Annotated in this window: 22 protein-coding genes; 7 read left to right on the top strand and 15 right to left on the bottom strand. The window is 41.0% G+C overall.

The genetic code is table 11. From position 1 onward, the window contains the following. The first annotated feature begins 4 nt into the window (after window positions 1-4). From der to IMPJCBKJ_RS01735, 3 genes are all read left to right on the top strand, one after another. On the top strand, window positions 5-1,474 hold the full coding sequence (gene der / locus IMPJCBKJ_RS01745; protein WP_054553521.1) for a ribosome biogenesis GTPase Der: 1,470 nt from the start codon (window positions 5-7) through the stop codon (window positions 1,472-1,474). A 115-nt stretch (window positions 1,475-1,589) separates the two neighbouring features. Then, entirely contained in the window at window positions 1,590-1,970 is a 381-nt protein-coding gene (locus IMPJCBKJ_RS01740) for a VOC family protein (RefSeq protein WP_166338409.1), read from the top strand. A gap of 148 nt (window positions 1,971-2,118) precedes the next feature. After that, window positions 2,119-2,418 carry a hypothetical protein gene (locus IMPJCBKJ_RS01735; protein WP_240920976.1) on the top strand — a complete coding sequence of 100 codons (300 nt, stop codon included), beginning with the start codon at window positions 2,119-2,121 and terminating at the stop codon, window positions 2,416-2,418. A gap of 96 nt (window positions 2,419-2,514) precedes the next feature. On the opposite strand, the gene IMPJCBKJ_RS01730 is transcribed toward IMPJCBKJ_RS01735, so the two are convergent. The 4 genes from IMPJCBKJ_RS01730 to IMPJCBKJ_RS01715 form a co-directional block, all read right to left on the bottom strand. Further along, a complete protein-coding gene (locus IMPJCBKJ_RS01730; protein ID WP_323741519.1) occupies window positions 2,515-3,258 on the bottom strand; it encodes a hypothetical protein in 744 nt (247 codons plus the stop codon). A 65-nt stretch (window positions 3,259-3,323) separates the two neighbouring features. Continuing rightward, the gene (locus tag IMPJCBKJ_RS01725) at window positions 3,324-3,839 is read right to left on the bottom strand and encodes a zf-TFIIB domain-containing protein (RefSeq protein WP_054553516.1); all 516 of its coding nucleotides are present in this window, start codon (window positions 3,837-3,839) and stop codon (window positions 3,324-3,326) included. 20 nt (window positions 3,840-3,859) lie between these two features. After that, complete coding sequence (locus IMPJCBKJ_RS01720; RefSeq protein ID WP_166338407.1) at window positions 3,860-4,447, bottom strand: DUF4202 domain-containing protein; 588 nt, start codon at window positions 4,445-4,447, stop codon at window positions 3,860-3,862. A gap of 82 nt (window positions 4,448-4,529) precedes the next feature. Beyond that, window positions 4,530-4,982, bottom strand: coding sequence for a thioredoxin (locus IMPJCBKJ_RS01715; protein ID WP_138617898.1), 453 nt, complete (start codon window positions 4,980-4,982; stop codon window positions 4,530-4,532). A 172-nt stretch (window positions 4,983-5,154) separates the two neighbouring features. Between IMPJCBKJ_RS01715 and IMPJCBKJ_RS01710 the strand changes: the two genes are divergently transcribed. After that, complete coding sequence (locus IMPJCBKJ_RS01710; protein ID WP_054553514.1) at window positions 5,155-5,490, top strand: zinc ribbon domain-containing protein YjdM; 336 nt, start codon at window positions 5,155-5,157, stop codon at window positions 5,488-5,490. A gap of 54 nt (window positions 5,491-5,544) precedes the next feature. On the opposite strand, the gene IMPJCBKJ_RS01705 is transcribed toward IMPJCBKJ_RS01710, so the two are convergent. The 5 genes from IMPJCBKJ_RS01705 to IMPJCBKJ_RS01685 all read right to left on the bottom strand — a co-directional run bounded on the left by IMPJCBKJ_RS01705 (window position 5,545) and on the right by IMPJCBKJ_RS01685 (window position 10,107). After that, window positions 5,545-6,381 carry a mechanosensitive ion channel domain-containing protein gene (locus tag IMPJCBKJ_RS01705; RefSeq protein ID WP_166338405.1) on the bottom strand — a complete coding sequence of 279 codons (837 nt, stop codon included), beginning with the start codon at window positions 6,379-6,381 and terminating at the stop codon, window positions 5,545-5,547. Window positions 6,382-6,416: 35 nt separating this feature from the next. Further along, window positions 6,417-7,388 carry a calcium/sodium antiporter gene (locus IMPJCBKJ_RS01700; protein WP_166338403.1) on the bottom strand — a complete coding sequence of 324 codons (972 nt, stop codon included), beginning with the start codon at window positions 7,386-7,388 and terminating at the stop codon, window positions 6,417-6,419. Between the two features lie 336 nt (window positions 7,389-7,724). Beyond that, the gene (locus IMPJCBKJ_RS01695) at window positions 7,725-8,132 is read right to left on the bottom strand and encodes a hypothetical protein (RefSeq protein WP_166338401.1); all 408 of its coding nucleotides are present in this window, start codon (window positions 8,130-8,132) and stop codon (window positions 7,725-7,727) included. Window positions 8,133-8,169: 37 nt separating this feature from the next. Further along, on the bottom strand, window positions 8,170-9,144 hold the full coding sequence (locus IMPJCBKJ_RS01690) for a hypothetical protein (protein WP_166338399.1): 975 nt from the start codon (window positions 9,142-9,144) through the stop codon (window positions 8,170-8,172). A gap of 63 nt (window positions 9,145-9,207) precedes the next feature. Further along, a complete protein-coding gene (locus tag IMPJCBKJ_RS01685) occupies window positions 9,208-10,107 on the bottom strand; it encodes an EamA/RhaT family transporter (RefSeq protein WP_166338397.1) in 900 nt (299 codons plus the stop codon). Between the two features lie 101 nt (window positions 10,108-10,208). Here IMPJCBKJ_RS01685 and IMPJCBKJ_RS01680 point away from each other — a divergent pair, with 101 nt between their 5' ends. Next, the gene (locus IMPJCBKJ_RS01680) at window positions 10,209-11,108 is read left to right on the top strand and encodes a LysR family transcriptional regulator (RefSeq protein ID WP_166338395.1); all 900 of its coding nucleotides are present in this window, start codon (window positions 10,209-10,211) and stop codon (window positions 11,106-11,108) included. Between the two features lie 127 nt (window positions 11,109-11,235). On the opposite strand, the gene IMPJCBKJ_RS01675 is transcribed toward IMPJCBKJ_RS01680, so the two are convergent. After that, entirely contained in the window at window positions 11,236-11,598 is a 363-nt protein-coding gene (locus IMPJCBKJ_RS01675; protein WP_054553508.1) for a MerR family transcriptional regulator, read from the bottom strand. A 74-nt stretch (window positions 11,599-11,672) separates the two neighbouring features. Between IMPJCBKJ_RS01675 and IMPJCBKJ_RS01670 the strand changes: the two genes are divergently transcribed. Together IMPJCBKJ_RS01670 and IMPJCBKJ_RS01665 are read left to right on the top strand one after the other, a co-directional pair. Beyond that, on the top strand, window positions 11,673-12,557 hold the full coding sequence (locus IMPJCBKJ_RS01670; protein ID WP_166338393.1) for an alpha/beta fold hydrolase: 885 nt from the start codon (window positions 11,673-11,675) through the stop codon (window positions 12,555-12,557). Beyond that, entirely contained in the window at window positions 12,532-12,933 is a 402-nt protein-coding gene (locus tag IMPJCBKJ_RS01665; protein ID WP_138617908.1) for a hypothetical protein, read from the top strand. Before IMPJCBKJ_RS01670 ends, IMPJCBKJ_RS01665 begins: the two co-directional genes overlap by 26 nt. Window positions 12,934-12,982: 49 nt before the next feature. On the opposite strand, the gene IMPJCBKJ_RS01660 is transcribed toward IMPJCBKJ_RS01665, so the two are convergent. The 5 genes from IMPJCBKJ_RS01660 to IMPJCBKJ_RS01640 form a co-directional block, all read right to left on the bottom strand. Continuing rightward, window positions 12,983-13,120 (bottom strand): hypothetical protein, encoded by a 138-nt coding sequence (locus tag IMPJCBKJ_RS01660; RefSeq protein ID WP_206004046.1) that lies wholly within the window; start codon window positions 13,118-13,120, stop codon window positions 12,983-12,985. Between the two features lie 5 nt (window positions 13,121-13,125). Next, a complete protein-coding gene (locus tag IMPJCBKJ_RS01655; protein ID WP_138617910.1) occupies window positions 13,126-13,665 on the bottom strand; it encodes an N-acetyltransferase in 540 nt (179 codons plus the stop codon). Beyond that, window positions 13,662-14,843 carry a MerR family transcriptional regulator gene (locus IMPJCBKJ_RS01650; RefSeq protein ID WP_166338391.1) on the bottom strand — a complete coding sequence of 394 codons (1,182 nt, stop codon included), beginning with the start codon at window positions 14,841-14,843 and terminating at the stop codon, window positions 13,662-13,664. The genes IMPJCBKJ_RS01655 and IMPJCBKJ_RS01650 overlap by 4 nt, the downstream gene beginning before the upstream one ends. Window positions 14,844-14,983: 140 nt before the next feature. Continuing rightward, entirely contained in the window at window positions 14,984-16,192 is a 1,209-nt protein-coding gene (gene arsJ / locus IMPJCBKJ_RS01645) for an organoarsenical effux MFS transporter ArsJ (RefSeq protein ID WP_166338389.1), read from the bottom strand. 5 nt (window positions 16,193-16,197) lie between these two features. Next, a complete protein-coding gene (locus IMPJCBKJ_RS01640) occupies window positions 16,198-17,208 on the bottom strand; it encodes an ArsJ-associated glyceraldehyde-3-phosphate dehydrogenase (RefSeq protein WP_166338387.1) in 1,011 nt (336 codons plus the stop codon).

Below are 17,208 nucleotides of genomic sequence, written 5' to 3'. Positions count from 1 at the left end.
GTTTATGCTTCCCGTGATCGCTCTTGTTGGGCGACCCAATGTGGGCAAATCCACATTATTTAACCGTTTAACACGTACTCGTGACGCCCTCGTAGCCGACTTTCCAGGCTTAACACGAGATAGAAAATATGGCCAAGCTGATTACGATGGCTATGAATTTATCGTGGTAGACACGGGTGGTATTGACGGTTCTGAGCAAGGTATCGAAACTGAAATGGCTGAGCAATCGCTTCTGGCAATTGAAGAAGCCGATATCGTGTTATTTTTAGTTGATGCCCGCGCAGGTATGACTGCCGCTGACCAAGCAATTGCGAATCACCTTCGTAAACAACAAAAGAAATGTTTTGTTGTGGCAAACAAAGTCGATGGTATTGATGCAGACTCGTACTGTGCTGAGTTCTACCAGTTAAGCTTAGGTGACGTACATCACATTGCAGCGGCTCACGGCCGTGGTATCACGCAGCTACTTGAAACAACTTTACAGCCAGTCATTGCCGAACTTGCAGGCGAAGCTGAAGAGCTTGAAGAAAGTGATGACGAATTAGTTGATCTTTACAGCGAAGATGAAGAAGGCGAAGACAACCAGCAAGCCTTTGCTGATAAGCCAGTAAAGCTTGCAATTATCGGTCGTCCTAACGTTGGTAAGTCAACACTTACAAACCGTATCTTAGGCGAAGAACGTGTAATCGTTTACGATATGCCAGGTACAACCCGTGATTCTATCTATATTCCGATGACACGTAACGACAAAGAGTACATTCTTATTGATACCGCAGGTGTTCGTAAACGTAAGAAAGTAAGCGATGTTGTAGAAAAATTCTCTGTGATCAAAACCCTTAAAGCGATTGAAGATGCTAACGTGGTATTGCTTGTGGTTGATGCACGAGAAGGTATTTCTGATCAAGATTTGAGCTTACTAGGTTTTGCCTTAAACGCAGGTCGTTCATTGGTTGTGGCTGTTAACAAATGGGACGGCCTAGACGATTACGTTAAAGAACGTATTAAGTCAGAACTTGACCGTCGTTTAGGTTTCATCGATTTCGCACGTTTACACTTTATCTCTGCTTTACATGGCACCGGTGTGGGTCATTTATTTGAATCAGTAGACGAAGCGTACGAATCAGCGACTAAACGTATTAGCACAGCGATGCTGCGTCGTATCATGGATATGGCACAAGCTGATCACCAACCGCCACTTGTTCGTGGTCGTCGTGTAAAACTTAAATATGCTCACGCAGGGGGTTATAACCCACCACGTATCGTGATCCACGGTAATCAAGTTCATGACTTACCAGATAGCTACAAGCGCTACCTAATGAACTACTACCGTAAAGCATTAGGTATTATGGGCACGCCAATCAAAATTGAATTTAGAGAAGGCGACAACCCATACGCTGGCCGCACTAACAAAGTGACCTTATCGCAAAAACGTAAAATTCGTGCATTTGCGAAAGAAAACCGCAACAAGTCGTAATTTCTACAGCTAAGCTTTAAGTATTACAAAAACCTTGTAAGTATGACTTACAAGGTTTTTTTATTGCTGAAACTATGCTTTATTTAATAAACGAATAATAAATAGAGCAGCATAAATGGACTTTTTAAGTCAGGTTATTTACGTCGATAACGTAGAAGAAGTACTCGACTTTTACTATCAAGCATTTGGTTTTAATACCAATCATATCAGTGACGATGCTGAGTACGGTGAACTTGTTACAGGGGCTGTAAAACTTGCCTTTGCGACCCACCCTCATGCGCAAGCATATTTCAAGCAAGGGTATATTCGTGCCCATCCTAAGCAACCTGCACTAGGTTTTGAGCTAAGATTCAGTTGCCATAATTTAGTCGAAAGTTACGATCAAGCTGTACTTGCTGGTGCTGAGCCATTATGCCCGCCCACTAAAAAAGACGCCCAGCATTATGCGTATGTTCGCGCTATTGAAGGCACTTTAGTGTGTTTAGTAGAAGATTAGCTTTTTGTAAGGTCCGCTTTTGTTAGGTCAGTATGCAGCTCAAGGGTTAACTCGCGTAATAACTCGATTCGCTCCAAACTCATATTTGAGCGTGCCATTAACTTAGCTGTTAATTCTTCAGCATCAACTTTAAGCAGCACTCAATGTAATGAACGATTACGGCCGTATTCCTGTATGTGGCATGATCTCAGGTTACAATAACGACACTGCACAGCCAGGGCCAAGCAACCTGTTTTATATCAACTCGAAAAAGCTCACCATGCAAGGCTTTATCGTGATTGATTATTTTGATCAGTTCCCTGAGTTTATTGAGCAAATGAGTGCGTGGATCAGCGAAGGTAAAATTAAATCTGAAGAAACGGTTTACCATGGCATTGAAAATGCCGTTGATGCATTTCTTGGCCTGTTTGAAGGTAAAAATAAAGGAAAAATGCTGGTTAAGCTATAACACTTAATAACCAATAAAGCCTGTATCTGAGTTGGTACAGGCTTCTTATTAAGCAAGTTTAAAAAATACGATTGCCGAAACAAGCATCCCTTGCCCTTACAAACCTTCATACTCGGCCTTCCTTGGTTTTAAAATTTGCTTTCTGCAGTCAACCATATCCCAACAATCTGTTTCAGGTACGCCGTAATACCACGCTTTAAAAATAGGTTGATACTTTTCAATCACACGTTGTTGCATGCTTTCTGAAAAATGGGGTAAGTAAACCGTTTTAGTCAACGTGATATGCCTTGCAATCATCTGTCCTAAATTAAAACGCGCTTGGCGATACCTAATATCTGCTTTTTTAAACTCTCTGCTATCTGGTGCGAATTTTTGCATGTCTTGTTTAGGGCCTTCCGCCCAGCCAGCTACTTTATTCATTTGTTCAGCAAAGGGCTTAACAGTAAACGTTACATAAATGGGGTCATCAGCATCGGTAGGCGCAAAACCTCGAGTAAAGACGTTGTAGTGATAATTAGGATGAGTAACTTTAAAAAGAATTGTTGCGTAGGCATTAGCTTGCAATAGGTCTAACCGCTCTCGCGGGAAGGTAATTGGCTCATTGGCATAGCTCGTTTTTAGATATCTATAACCGGAGTCTATGCCACAGCTACTATGACCACACGACTCTGTATACACAGACTCTATTAAAAAAGGAAACTCCGACACTGAGCCATCTTCTGTTTTAATTGTCACAACGATGGGCCCGCGATACCCATGCGCCTTATCGAGTACTGTAGTGCAACTTGTTGTAAACAAACAGGCCAGTAACACGCTCATAAACACCACTAATTTTTTCACACTATTGACCTTATATTTTAAAAATTATTTAGCGCTAATAATGGGAGCTTTTAAATATTCTCTTCCTAGTCATTCAAAATCGATAAATAGGCAAGTTCTGCTAGTTTTTCTAAAGGTGACGTTGCATTAGACTCAGGCTTTTTAGCATGAACCGAGTAACGCCTTTTGGGAATTTTAACTTGAATAAAACCATGATTATTGGCCATATCAATACGCAGCATTTCACGCTCTTTTGGCGTTAAATGATTTTCATGGATCTTTTCAAGCTCGCCATGATCAAGCCAAATAGCTGCGCAGTTTGGACATTCGTCTATTTCAACCACTTTTAGTGGCGTGAAAAAGCGTCGCATCATCACCACGTCAGGGCACTTCGGGCAATTAATTCGCTTCGCTAAATCAACGCATTCTGTTGGCAGAGTTTGTAAATGAGCCACCAGCACTTGCGCTGGTTTTAAACTTGGATCGCTAAAATGGAATATTTGTCGATTATCAAAAAATACACCACCGCTTTTTGATAAATACACGTTAACATCGCCAATGCTCACTGCTTCAAGTGCTGTTTTAGTACGTGGACAAAACATAGACCTTCCTTGTTTTAAATTTAACTTAGCGCTTTTGTAATTATCGGTTTAAGCTGCTCAGGTAAGCTGATGTTACCAGCTAACACAAATTCATGTGCTTCGTTTGACATTTTTTGCCAAGTTTTACGAATAATACCCAACCATTTTTGCTCATCGTAATCAGGCTTGCTAGTTGCAAAATCAAGCATGTAATGTTCGATAAACACAAGGCTTGCGATATCTTCAATCAATTGGCTATCAGGGTTTCGCTTTATATTCTTTTTAGCCACGGCTGCGTATACACGCTCACATTCACCCGTTGAGTAACCAGCGGTTTTCATAAGGGCTGTTACACGCTCGGCATGAAAATCATATAAAGCAGTGCGCCATTGATAATAACCTTGCTTACCCATAGGGAAATCACTGCGAGGAGAGCGCCAGCGTTCAATATGTTGGCCCCGTGCAGCAATATGCATTAGTTCATCGGCTTGCGGATTAAAACGGTTAAGCATATCGGTCATACGCATAGAATATAAAGATTCTTTAGCTAACGCTTGCCCAGCATGCTTAACACGATTGGGATCTGCAGCATTCGCTGCATCTATGGCTTCTATAACAGTTTGAGACATATAACATTCTCTAGTTGGTTTATAGCCATGATTATAATGAGCAATAACTACTTTAGCTACTTTGCTCTAGCAAACAACTCTATTACAAACGAGTAAGGTCCATCGCGATGCTGTGCTTAGGCTTTTCAATCATTCGAAGTAACTCTTTGCCGTTAGAGCTTACAATAAACGTTGGGGTATAACGAAGGTCGTACTGCTTAGCTAAACCATCAGGGTCAAGCTTATCGTAACCAACCGCAATTAATTGGAGTGATCCCAGCTTTACACCCGAACCATCAAGTAACTTTAGTAAACGAGGCACTTCACGCTTAGAGTCATGACACCACGTACCTAAAAATACTAATACTTGTTTACCACTGAGCGTTTTAATCGTGTTTAAATCATCCTCAGATGGTGAATAGTTTTTATACTCTTTAGCAAAAGCAGGATACTGTGCGAGTAAATCCTCAGCGGTAATTTCCCCACTGTACGGCGACGTCGTTGCAAATGTGAATGATGAGAATAATAAGGTAACGAAATAAATAACTTTTTTCATTGTGAGTGCTCTTTGTTCTAATTAACTCACAATAACCAAATTATCGAAAACACTCCAGCATTACAATTGCGAGTTTGCACATACTTACTTTCTATGAGGTGCTTTAGATAAACTCGCAATGCTGTGAATAAGCCATTAAAATACGCTTTTATAATTAACCATGGTGCCATTTATGTCTTTTCCTCCTTGCCCACAATGTAACTCTGAATACGTGTATGAAGATCAAAACAATTTAGTTTGCCCAGAGTGTGCTCACGAGTGGGACCCCAATGCGGTTGATACCGATGATGTGATCAATGTGAAAGATGCTAACGGCACTTTATTGGCTGATGGCGACAAAGTGACCGTTGCTAAAGATTTAAAAATTAAAGGCAGCTCGCAAGTTATTAAAATTGGCACCAAAGCCGTGATCCGCCGTGTGCTAGATAAAAAAGACCACGAATTAGACTGTAAAGTCGATGGCGTAGGTGAAATGATGGTGACCGCTAAGTTTGTTAAAAAAGCTTAAAGAAGCATAGTAAGTAAATCGACTAACCAGATTTACTTACTAACATTAGTAAAGTTACTTCTTTGTCACCACGCCTTCAGGTATGTGTAAAGTACGTTGTGGGAAAGGAATTGTCAGGCCAGCTTTCTCGATTGACTCTTTGACACGTTTGTTTAAATCCCAATAGGTTTGCCAATAGTCTTCATTTTTAGCCCATGCTCTTAGCTGAATATTCACCGAGCTCTCAGCCATGGCTGTCACCATCACTTGCGCCGCCGGTTCACTCAGTAAACGGCTTTCGTTCGCGGCAATATCTTTTAGCACCGCAAAGCCATCATCGATTGAATCGGCATATGAAATACCCACAACAATATCCATTCGGCGTTTGCCATTTCGTGTGAAGTTTTTAATATTGTTACCCCACACAATGCCATTAGGTGAGGCGATATAAAGACCATCAATGGTTTGAAAAACACTGGTGAATAGGTTTACCTCAGAGACAGTACCTTGCATCGAGCCTATTTCAACAAAGTCACCAACTTTAAACGGCCTTAATATAAGCAACATCATGCCCGCTGCAATATTACTTAAAGTGTCTTTAAGGGCTAAACCTATCGCCAAACCTGCTGCCCCCATTAGGGCAATAAGGCTTGCCGTATTCACGCCAAAGATATCTAAAATAAACACCCCGCCAATAATATACACGGCATAACCTGCCACAGACGACAAAATAGGCAGCAAGGTATTATCAACTTTTTTAAGCGTCGCGTTGGAGTTTTTGATAGTCTTTTTCACTGACTTAGCAAGCACTGCACTGGCAATTAAAATAACAATTGCGAGTATCAATTTATACCCTAGCGCTATGATTGTTTCTGAGTTATTGAGCCAAAACTCATTGAGGGTTTGTTTCATAAAGATCCTTGATTTTTTTAAATTCGAAATTGCATTTATTGATAAATTGAAAAGAAAAGCCATGCGTTATAGGCAATAAAAATCAGCAATAAACCAATACCTTCAGCGCGATTTACCCTGCCAATACCTCGGTGCCCATAAGCAAAAATTAATAAAAATATTGAAAGAGAGAACATCGCCAGCCAATCTCGCGATAATAGATCCGGTGAAAGGTTATCAGCTGGCGCTATCATCCCTGCAATACCTGTGACGGCCAAGATATTAAATATGTTTGAGCCAATCACATTACCAATGGCAATGTCGTGTTCACCTTTTCTGGCTGCGGCAATTGAAGCTGCAAGTTCAGGGAGCGAAGTGCCAAGTGCCACAATTGTGAGACCGATAATGAGGTCGCTAATACCCATAATCTCAGCAATACTGACTGCCCCCCATACCAATAGCCTTGAGCTAATAATGAGTACAACAAGCCCAACTACCAGCCAAACAATAGCTGCTTTAAGTGACATTGTTTGCACGTTAAGTTCTTGCTCAACATCTGTTGCTAAGCTGTCTTTTTTGCTTTTAAGGCCAGAATAAATACTCCACCCCATAAAACTAAAAAATCCAAGTAACAATACACCTGCGTCAAAACGTGATAAGCCACCATCAAAAATCAGTAATGCAAATAGCACACTCACCACAAGCAATAGTGGGAGTTCTTTTTTAACGATATTAGAGTGAACAGCAATCGGGGCAATCAGCGCTGTTATCCCTAGTATAAGCCCAATATTGACAATGTTTGACCCCAGCGCATTACCTAAAGCAAGCTCTGGGCTGCCATCAGCAGCAGCCATGGCCGATACCAACATCTCAGGAGCCGACGTACCAAACCCAACCACAATCATACCAATGAGTAAACTAGGTATACCTGCATATTTTGCGCTTACAGCTGCACCATCAACAAAGCGATCAGCGCTCCAAATCAGCAATACAAAACCAACTAAAATGGCAAGGATAAACAAGGTCATAGTGCTCTCCAACAGAAGGGTTGCAAAGCAAAATGTGATAAATAAACCGATTTAAGAGGACAGAAATAACCATATAAATGGTCTAGAAATGTAACAAGCACGAGACGGTTCCTTAGGGCGAAGAACAATAAGACACGCATCAAGGTCGCCCATTGAACCCAATACGTGCCTTAGGTCTTGTCAATCCGGCTTGCGGACATGAACGCCACGAACATTGGTTCGGAGACTGTTGACGTTCATCTTAATCTAAGAGACTACTCCCCTAAGGTTAGGCACAGACTATATAACTAAAAGTCATACAATTAAAGCTCTAATTGTTCCTTTTTTACTTGTTATTTAGAAGCTCAAATGTTCTACAACAATCCCTGTAACTTGACAATTTTCACAGCTCAATTGCCAGCCAGCAGCCCATGTGGTTGCGTTAAGATTTCCTTTGCAAAGTGGGCAAACTTCGCCAGCAAACGTACTGGGGGTAATATCTTTAGCTCGCTTAGAAAACGGCCTTAAAAACCAAAGAATATTATCGTCGATACTGATGGTTAGATCGTGGCGTAACGTCTCACAATACGCATTAAACACAGCTTGTTTGTACTGCTTTTCGTGCTCAGCAGATTGACTGGCATAAACACTCAACGCGTTTTCGATGTTTCTTAGACGATCGGGCCATGCTTGTGCGTCTATATTCGCTTTGCAATCTAACAGCTCTTCAAGAGTGTAACTTGTATAGTTTGGTTCAAACATCATTGCTATCCTTGCTTTGGGTTATTAATTCTTTGGGTACTCAGTGCTTTAGATATAATGTACCATTTTGCTTTATTTGCAAAAGCCATTGATCAAACAAATTGTTCGCGATACTCAGCTCTTCATCTGAAAGTGTCGGGTATTGTCTTTGCTCAAACCACGCATAACGATTATACACATCGTTATTTTGCGTGATTTCCATAATGAGTCGATTTATAGCGTAGGCTTTTGCTGCACTATGCTCACCAACTTGTTCGCTGTAATACATGCTCGCTAAACTCATCAGCGCTTGTTCACTGCCCTGCTTCGCTGCTTGCTCTAAAAATACGGTTTTACGCTCTTTAAAACCATCACGATTTTTGATGAACTCGGCACGTGACAACTTCTCAGGAAATTGCGACTTCATGTAAAATTCGGGAGTTAGCCCAGCAAACGTTTGCTGCGCAAAGGCAGAGCCCTGTTCTGCTGCCATTGCCAAATAACGGTAAAAAGACCGCCGCGTTGCTAAATCTAACCCTTGGCAATACTCATATTTTTCTAAAACACGGTTTTGCGTATCACCAGCATCGCTAAACTCATAGCTTTCGGCTAATGTTGCCTCAAACGCCTCAGCATCTAAAGGAGCATTAAAACAATACTTAAGATTTTGTGCGATGAGATAGCTAGCCTCAGCATCACCTTGCTTAGCGCGTTGCTTTAGCTCAGTAAAATGGTCAATAAACACACCATCAAAACGCCATTTCGGTGCATTTTTGATAATAAATTCACGGCTATCATTGGCTTCACTCCCTTGCTCAGCAGATTCATCAGCTAACAAACTCGTATCAGGCTTTGTGGCTGATATGTTTGCTTGTGCCTCAACGTGCTGCGAAGCTGTTGTATCATTTGATGACTCTGAATTGGTTGCAAAGATTGCAGCTTCTCGTGAAGAATATATATAAATAACGAACAACAATACCAAAACCACAATTAAAAATGGCTTTACTCCTTGCCTAACAAAAGCATACCCAGACATAACAACCTACTTATTATTTTTGTTGCTCAGTAAGTTACAAGAAAACAAGGATGAAAGCGAAACTTAACTGCGGTTTCGCTTTGTTTGCATTAAACAAGCAATAACAATAAAACTAATCCCAACTAATTGCTGCCCATTTATCGGGCTATCTAGAATGGTTAACTGAAGAAGGTATGAAAACACCACTGACGTATAAATCAGCGGCGCTAGTTCAGAGCCGGTAGTAACTAGTTTATATGCAGAGCTTCTAAAGTATTGCGTAGCACTACTAAATACCGCTAATAACACTAATAAGCCTAATAATAACCAAGCACTCTCAACCACCAAGCTGCCTGCTGCGAGCTCAGCATTTAGCCCACCAACGAACAGCGGCAGAATGAAAAATAGCGTACTGAATAGTGCTGCAATTAAAAAGCAAAAACCATTAGCAACCAGAACCGGGGTTTTCTCTTTACTAATTTGAAATAAACACAATTGCGAGCAAGCATTAAAAAAGCCAGCTGCCAGACCAATTAATAGCTCCCAACGTAACGTAATCCCTTGGTCGGTCATACTTTGAATGATCAGCCCTATCATCATTAACAACAAAGTCGGCACGACAAACAAGTCGATTTCTCGCTTATACACCACACTTTCAAGCAATGGGATAAACAAAGGCCCGGTGCTAAACAACACAACTGCCTCAATTAACGTAAGTTTGTAAAGTGCTAAAATAAAAAACCCTTGGCACAAGGTGATAAAAACAGCACGTAGCATCACATTTTTTAATGCAGAAAAACTAACATAATGCCAAAACCGTGCTCGCGCTGTTGCTAACATTAAACAACCAGGTAAGAGCAACCTTAAGAATAACAGTAAAATAATTGGCAGCATGGGGGTTAACAGCTGGGTAACCAGTCCATTCAGTGCTAGAGTGAGGGTAGATAGCAGCATTAACGCACTAGAGCGGTGACTAATATTCATTTACATTGTTTATAAAGCGAGTAGATGACACTCACGATACGCTCTGCTGAAATTATAAAAAAGCGAATAAAACCGCATTAATATGTAAGAAAAACTAACATATGAAACACAATATCCCGCTCAAATCCTTATACAGTTTCATTGCTGTTGCAGAGACTGGCAGCATGGTTAAAGCCGCAGATTCAATTCACGTTAGTCACTCGGCTATCAGCCAAGCTATCAAGTCTCTTGAACAACAGCTTGAGGTAAAACTGTTCGATAGGGTTGGCAGACAAGTGTATTTAAATGATGCTGGGAAACTTTATTATCAGCGCGTTTCGCCCGCCGTTCAGGCCATCATTTCAGCAAGCGAAGAGGTTAAAAATAAAGACAAAGATCATCATTCAATTTCACTCAACATGGTGAATTCTTTGGCATTACATTGGTGGATACCACGAGTTGATAAGCTACAAAATTGTTATGCTGAGTTAGATATTCGCTTATCAAACTTTGTAGGTGATGTTGATCTCGAAAGACGCAATATCGATATGGCTATTTTTCAAGGCGATCCGCAAAATTGGCAAAAGTACCACTGTGAGAAATTAGCAGATGATGAACTTGTTTTAGTTTGCAGCCCTACATTATTAAAGTCAGAAACTACAAACAACATCAATGAACTATTAAACCGCTTTCCCGCCATTCAAGTGCTTAATGCACGCAGAAACAATAACTGGCAGATTTGGGCAGAGCATAACCACATTGCCTGCCCTAAAGCACAAAAAAACCGCTCTTTTGAAACCACAGCTCAAGCATTGCAAGCTGTAACGAGAGAACTTGGCCTACTGGTTACCCATAAGCAATTTGTTTTAGAAAAGCTCGAATATGGCGAATTAGTGCAGCTAGGCAATGCAGTAATCCATCCGCAGCAGTCATTTTTCTATGCCTGCAAAGCTGACAAATTAAAACATACCAGCATTCAACAATTGATCGCATGGCTAAAAAATGAATTTTTAGCAAGTTAGCAAAATTGTAGCGACGATTTTATATCGCGTAGAATTGATTGCTTTACATTGAATCATTTATATAGCACCAGCAATAAAGACCAATTCAAAACTATTTTATTTAGAGCTAGTTATATGCCAAACGTGATTAGCTTAACTTATCTTTATACTCACACATGCCTTTTAACGCATGGTCGATTAAGGTTTTTATGTTCGTCAGCTCAGTGATTTTGGCGTCTATTTCTTTACTTTTTTCAATCAATTTGGCGGCCATAGCTTGCTGAGTTAAGTTGTTTTTGCCAAGTAGCTGTGTAAGATCTTTAATCTCTTTTAAAGTGAAGCCTAGGTTTTTAGCCATTGTGATCATGTTGAGCTGCTCAACTGTTTTTTCACTATAAATACGATAGCCATTCACATCTCTTGAAGGTGGCGGGATCAACTGCTCTTTTTCATAAAAACGAATGGTGTCTTTGGTGAGGCCGGTTAATTGCGTGACTTGCTTGGTTTTCATAAAAATACGCTTGACTGTAGAGTAAGCTCCACAGTTTATGCTCAACGCATTCTTCTATCAATACTAATAAAAAAATGAATACATCGATTAGTGTTAAAACAGCCGATAACGTCACTTTAAATGGCACTCACTTTGCGGCCAACAACCCTAAAGCAACGGTGCTATTAAACCCAGGTACAGCAACAAAAACCACCTACTATTTACCGTTTGCAGAGTTTTTAGTCAGCCAAGGTTTCGATGTGGTTGTTTGGAATTACCGTGGCTTTTGCGAATCGAAAACAAGCCAGTTAAAAGGCTGTAGTTATCAATATTCAGACATTGGCCGCTTTGATATGCCTGCCATGATTGATAAAGCTAAAAGCATCAATCCAACTCTGCCACTTTATTGCGTTGGTCATAGTGCTGGCGGTCAGCAAATAGGTTTAGCTGCCAATTACCAAAAGCTTGATGCCCTTGTTGCGGTTGCAGTTTCTGCCGGATACTTTGGTTATATGCCAACCGGTTACCGTATTAAAGCTAACTTCTTCTTTCGTTTATTTTCGCCGATTACGGGGGCATTATTTAAATACGTGCCCGCTAAAAAAATGAATTTTATGGAAGACTTACCCGTTGGCTTTACGCGTGAATGGTCAGCGTGGTGTAGAGAAAAGCAGTTGTTTTTCTCGAATAAATTTTACGGTAAATCGATTGCCGAAGGTACCTATAAAAACTTTGATATTCCTACCTATGTCTTTACCGCTGACGATGATGAAATCTGTACCGAGCAAAACGTGCATAACTTTTGGCGCAATGTAACCAGCAAACACCCAATTGCTTTTAAGCGTTATCAATCTGCACAATTACCCGCTAAAAAAGTAGGCCACTTTGGCTATTTCAGAAAACATAATCAAGCAATTTGGCATGACATATTAACCGCGTTAAATGAGACTCATAATGCAAAACAAAGCAGTGCTATTTAAACAACACGCTCGTTTACTCTTTATTGTACTCGCGAACTTTCTCGCCAGTATTTTGCATTATGTGCACAATATTATGTATTTTGAGCACTATCCTGAACCTGATTGGCTTGCAGCAAACGCGGTCGACTACTTTTGGTTTCTCATGACTTTTGTTGGCTTATATGCGCTGCTCTGTTTAGCTAAGCAACGCATTAAACACGCCATGTGGCTGCTCTATCTTTATGCTGCGATGAACATGTTATCGGTACTGCATTATGCGGTTGATAGCGATAACGTTATGACAACCGCAATGCATGTATTAATTTGGCTAGAAACCGTTGTTGCTATTTGGCTCATTGTTTTCGTTGCAAAAAACCGTTTAGCAACAACCAACTAGCGGTCACTCTTGAGTCTTTTTAATTGACCTATTTTGCTTTTGAACAGTATTAACCATTTTTGAAAACGACCTCTGTTTTGTGATGCTCAACAACACGCCCTAAATGGCTGTTTTCTAGCTCATCTAAATTCAGCTGTTGTTGAAAGAAAGGTCGCATGCCTAATTCTATCAGTGAAGGTGTTTGCATAATGTTTACCAAAGCGCAGGGTTATCGAGTGGTTTTAGGCAACTTGGCTTACCAGTAATTGGCAAAATTTCGTCATCTAAAACCGGTTTAGCTAGCCAGCCTTTTGGGTAAGATAAGTTATGAGGTGCTTGAATAATTTCTTCACTCACAACGGAAAACCCGACTTTTCCATAAAAGTTGATATCACCATAGGTCATCACTAGGCTAACATTATGTTCAGCTAACTTATCACAGCCGAATTGGATCAGCTTTTGTCCGATGCCTTGTCCTTGACAATCCGTTGCCACTGCAACAGGTGAGAGCAAAAACACCTCTTTAGCGTGCGTAAACTGTAAACGCGACAGCACAATAGCGCCGACGATCCGTTGCTCATCTTTCGCTACAAACACATATAAATCAGTTGATGGAAATGGCTCAGCTAAAAAGTCAGTGACTAAACGGGCAACTTGCTCGCCTTCTTGTTTTGACTCTGATGCACTAAATGTTGCCAAATAAAGCGCAATAATCTCGTTTTTTTGGCTCTGTTCGTAAATTGAAAAATTCACTTAGACTCCTTAAGTTTTAAAATAAAATAGTGATAAGTAAAATTTTGCCCAGTCTCATTTTCGTAAAGGGCAATTTCTGTTTGTATGTCTTTTACAGCTTGAGACTCACTTATCGATGGCGCTAACTCAGCAAGGCGCGCCTTAAGTGGTTGCCAATAGTTTTGCCAAGCTTGCTGATCCAGCGAAAACTGCTCTATAAGCTCATATCCAAGCTCATCAAATAAAGCAACGCGGCTTTCGATTGATTGCATATCTGGGTAATTCGCTTGCCAGTACTCTTTAACCGCCATTTCAGGCTGGCTGTTAAGCCAAACTAAATCACTGACCACAATTACCCCATCACGGCGAAGAAACGGTTTCCAGCTTGATAATGCATTCTGCATCCCCATGACATACACGCACCCTTCAGCCCAAATAACATCGAATGAATTTGCTTTAAAAGGCAGCGCAGTCATCGATGCGCACGTCAAAGACACATGCTCAGCCAATTGCTCTTTGTGCAATCGCTCCTGTAAATAAGCAAGTGCCGATGACTCATTATCTAAAGCCGTGATCTTGGCATCAGTTTGCTTGGCGATTAGTAATGTTGATGAACCTTTACCACAGCCAATTTCTAAAATTTGCTTGGCATTGTTAGGAACAGCAGCAATGGCTTTTAATGTAGCTTTTTCGCTACCAGGCCCCCATCGCTCTAATGGCTCAAACACAGTCATAAAATCGTGCATGTAGCTTTCATGGTCACTCATATCTTTTGATAACCAACGAAGCCGCAATGCCTCTTTTTCTGTGTATCCTTGCTTTAACAACCAATTTAAATGCGCACTTGGCGCACGCTTATTCAGCTCATCATGTAAGTGTTTTTGAGAGCGTTCGCCAAGCAAACTCAGTAATAAATCTTTGGCTTGTAACTTAGCGGTAATTTCATCTTCAAGTTGCGCTAAGCGCTGTTGCAAAATCACTTTATCTAGCTCTACATCTAAACAGCTCTGACATTCTTTTAAGGTTAACCCCGCGCTTTGTAACTGCTGGATCAAAACCAAGCGTTGTAAATCAGCCTCGCTATAATAGCGATAACCATTTGCAAGCCTGCGCCCTTGAATAATTTTAAGCTTCTCGTAATACAACACAGCCGTGCGCGACAAACCCAGCTTTGCTGCTAACTCTGAAATTAAATACATGATGAAATAGGCCTATAAGGCTTTTGAATACAATAAGTATGAAGTGTAAAGCTGTAGACAGGTCAAATATTTTTGCAAAATAATTTAAGAAAATAAGGTAAGCAAGAAAGCTTACCTTTATAGGGCGTGTTTAGATTCAACTAAATTTGTTTTGGCAATTTAGTCGATATAAGGGCGGTAATTACAATAAATAACAGTGAGATAGCTAAACAAGCTGCTAAGCCATAAAGTTGAAACACTAAGCCCGACAACACAGTGCCAATTAAGCGACCCATGGCATTAGCCATATAGTAAAACCCAACATCAAGTGATACGCCATCGGCGTCAGCCATGCTCACAATCAAGTAGCTGTGCAAAGATGAGTTAATCGCGAATAACACACCAAATAACATCAACCCGCCTATCAGCATTGGTTTTACAGCCCACTCAAAGCCAATAGCAAGGGCAATGACTAAGGTGACTACAGCAAGCAAGGATGCCCACTTAACTGTTTCTGCGCTTGGTGATGTTTGCTTATTGAGCTTAATGATTTTAGGAGCAAAAGATTGCACAGCCCCATAACCAATGACCCAACTAGCTAAGAAGGCACCCACAGTCCAGTGATCCCAATCAAAGGCTTGTGATAAAAACACCGGAAGTGCAACTACAAACCAAACATCACGCGCACCAAACAAAAACAACCTCGCGGCCGACAAGATATTGATTGAACTACTCTTTGAAAATATCTCGTTAAACTTAGGTTTGTTTTTAGCTTTGCCTAAATCATTTTTAAGTGCATAAATACTAAAACACCACACCACCAGCAAGGTGGCAGCCATGGTTAGCATTGCGCCTTTAAACGACATTAATGTCAGTAGTAAGCCACCTAAAAAGAAGCCCACACCTTTTAATGCGTTTTTAGAGCCTGTTAGTATCGCTACCCATTTAAACAAGGTGCCTTCTTGGCCACTAGCAACCAGCATTTTAATTGAGCTTTTAGCGCTCATTTTATTGAGATCTTTGGCAATGCCCGACAGCGCCTGCGCCAACATCACATAGGCAACACTCAGCCATTCAGGAGGGACTGCCAACATGAACAAGGCTGCAACCTGTATGGCAAGGCCAATGTTCATGGTTTTATTTAAACCAAGCCTTGCGCCTAAATAGCCGCCCACTAAGTTAGTGACAACACCAAAAATCTCATAAAACAAAAACAGCATGGCAATACTCAAAGGCGAGTAGCCAAGCGCATGAAAATGCAGTACCACCAACATTCTCAATGCGCCATCTGTTAGCGTAAATGCCCAGTAATTCCCGGTGACAATTAAGTACTGCTTTATATCAGCGGGAAGATTAGCCAAACGCGTCATTGCTTTTAACCTTTTAGTGATAACGCAACTTTACGGGCAAGTTCGGCAGTGCGGTTTGCATAACCCCACTCGTTATCGTACCAAACATACAGCTTAACTTGTGTCTCGTTGACAACCATGGTTGATAACGCATCAACAATGCTTGAGCGTGGGTCGGTTTTGTAATCGATAGAAACAAGTGGCTTTTCTTCATAGCCCAAAATGCCTTTTAGCTCACCTGCTGCGGCTTCTTGCATCCACTGGTTAATTTGCTCAGCGGTAGTTGGCTTTTCAACTTCAAACACACAGTCTGTGATTGATGCATTTGCTAAAGGCACACGAACCGCGTGGCCGTTTAATTTGCCTTTAAGTTCAGGGAAAATATGTGTGATCGCCGTTGCAGAGCCGGTTGTAGTTGGAATTAAGCTCATGCCACATGCGCGAGCACGGCGTAAATCTTTATGGGGCGCATCTAAGATAGTTTGCGTGTTAGTAATATCGTGAATGGTCGTCATTGAACCATGTTTGATACCAATTTTCTCTTGCAATACTTTAACCACAGGCGCTAAACAGTTGGTAGTGCACGATGCTGCTGTAACAATATCATGTTGATTTACATCGTATAAATCATCGTTTACACCCATTACAACGTTCAACACGCCGTCTTCTTTTACAGGGGCAGTGACAACAACTTTTTTCACTCCTTGATCAAGATAGGCTTGCAGTAATTCGGTTTTTTTCATTTTACCTGAGGCTTCAATAACGATATCGCAACCAGACCAATCAGTGTCTGCAATCGCTTTATTTTGCGTAACGTTAATTTCGTGGCCATCGATAATCACAGCATTGTCGTTACTTTCAACCTCATGAGGCCAAATACCGTGTACCGAATCATACTTTAGTAAGTGAGCCAGTGTAGCTGCATCACCCGCTGGGTCATTAATTTGCACAAACTCAACGTCGTCCCATGCAAACGCTGCTCTTAGCGATAAACGACCCATACGGCCAAAACCATTAATGCCTACTTTAATTGCCAT

This window comes from Pseudoalteromonas sp. MB47 (genome assembly GCF_011319765.1).
In the GTDB taxonomy this organism is placed as follows: domain Bacteria; phylum Pseudomonadota; class Gammaproteobacteria; order Enterobacterales; family Alteromonadaceae; genus Pseudoalteromonas; species Pseudoalteromonas simplex.
The sequence above is the reverse complement of the archived record's forward strand: the minus strand, read 5'-3'. Positions and strand labels throughout refer to the sequence as shown.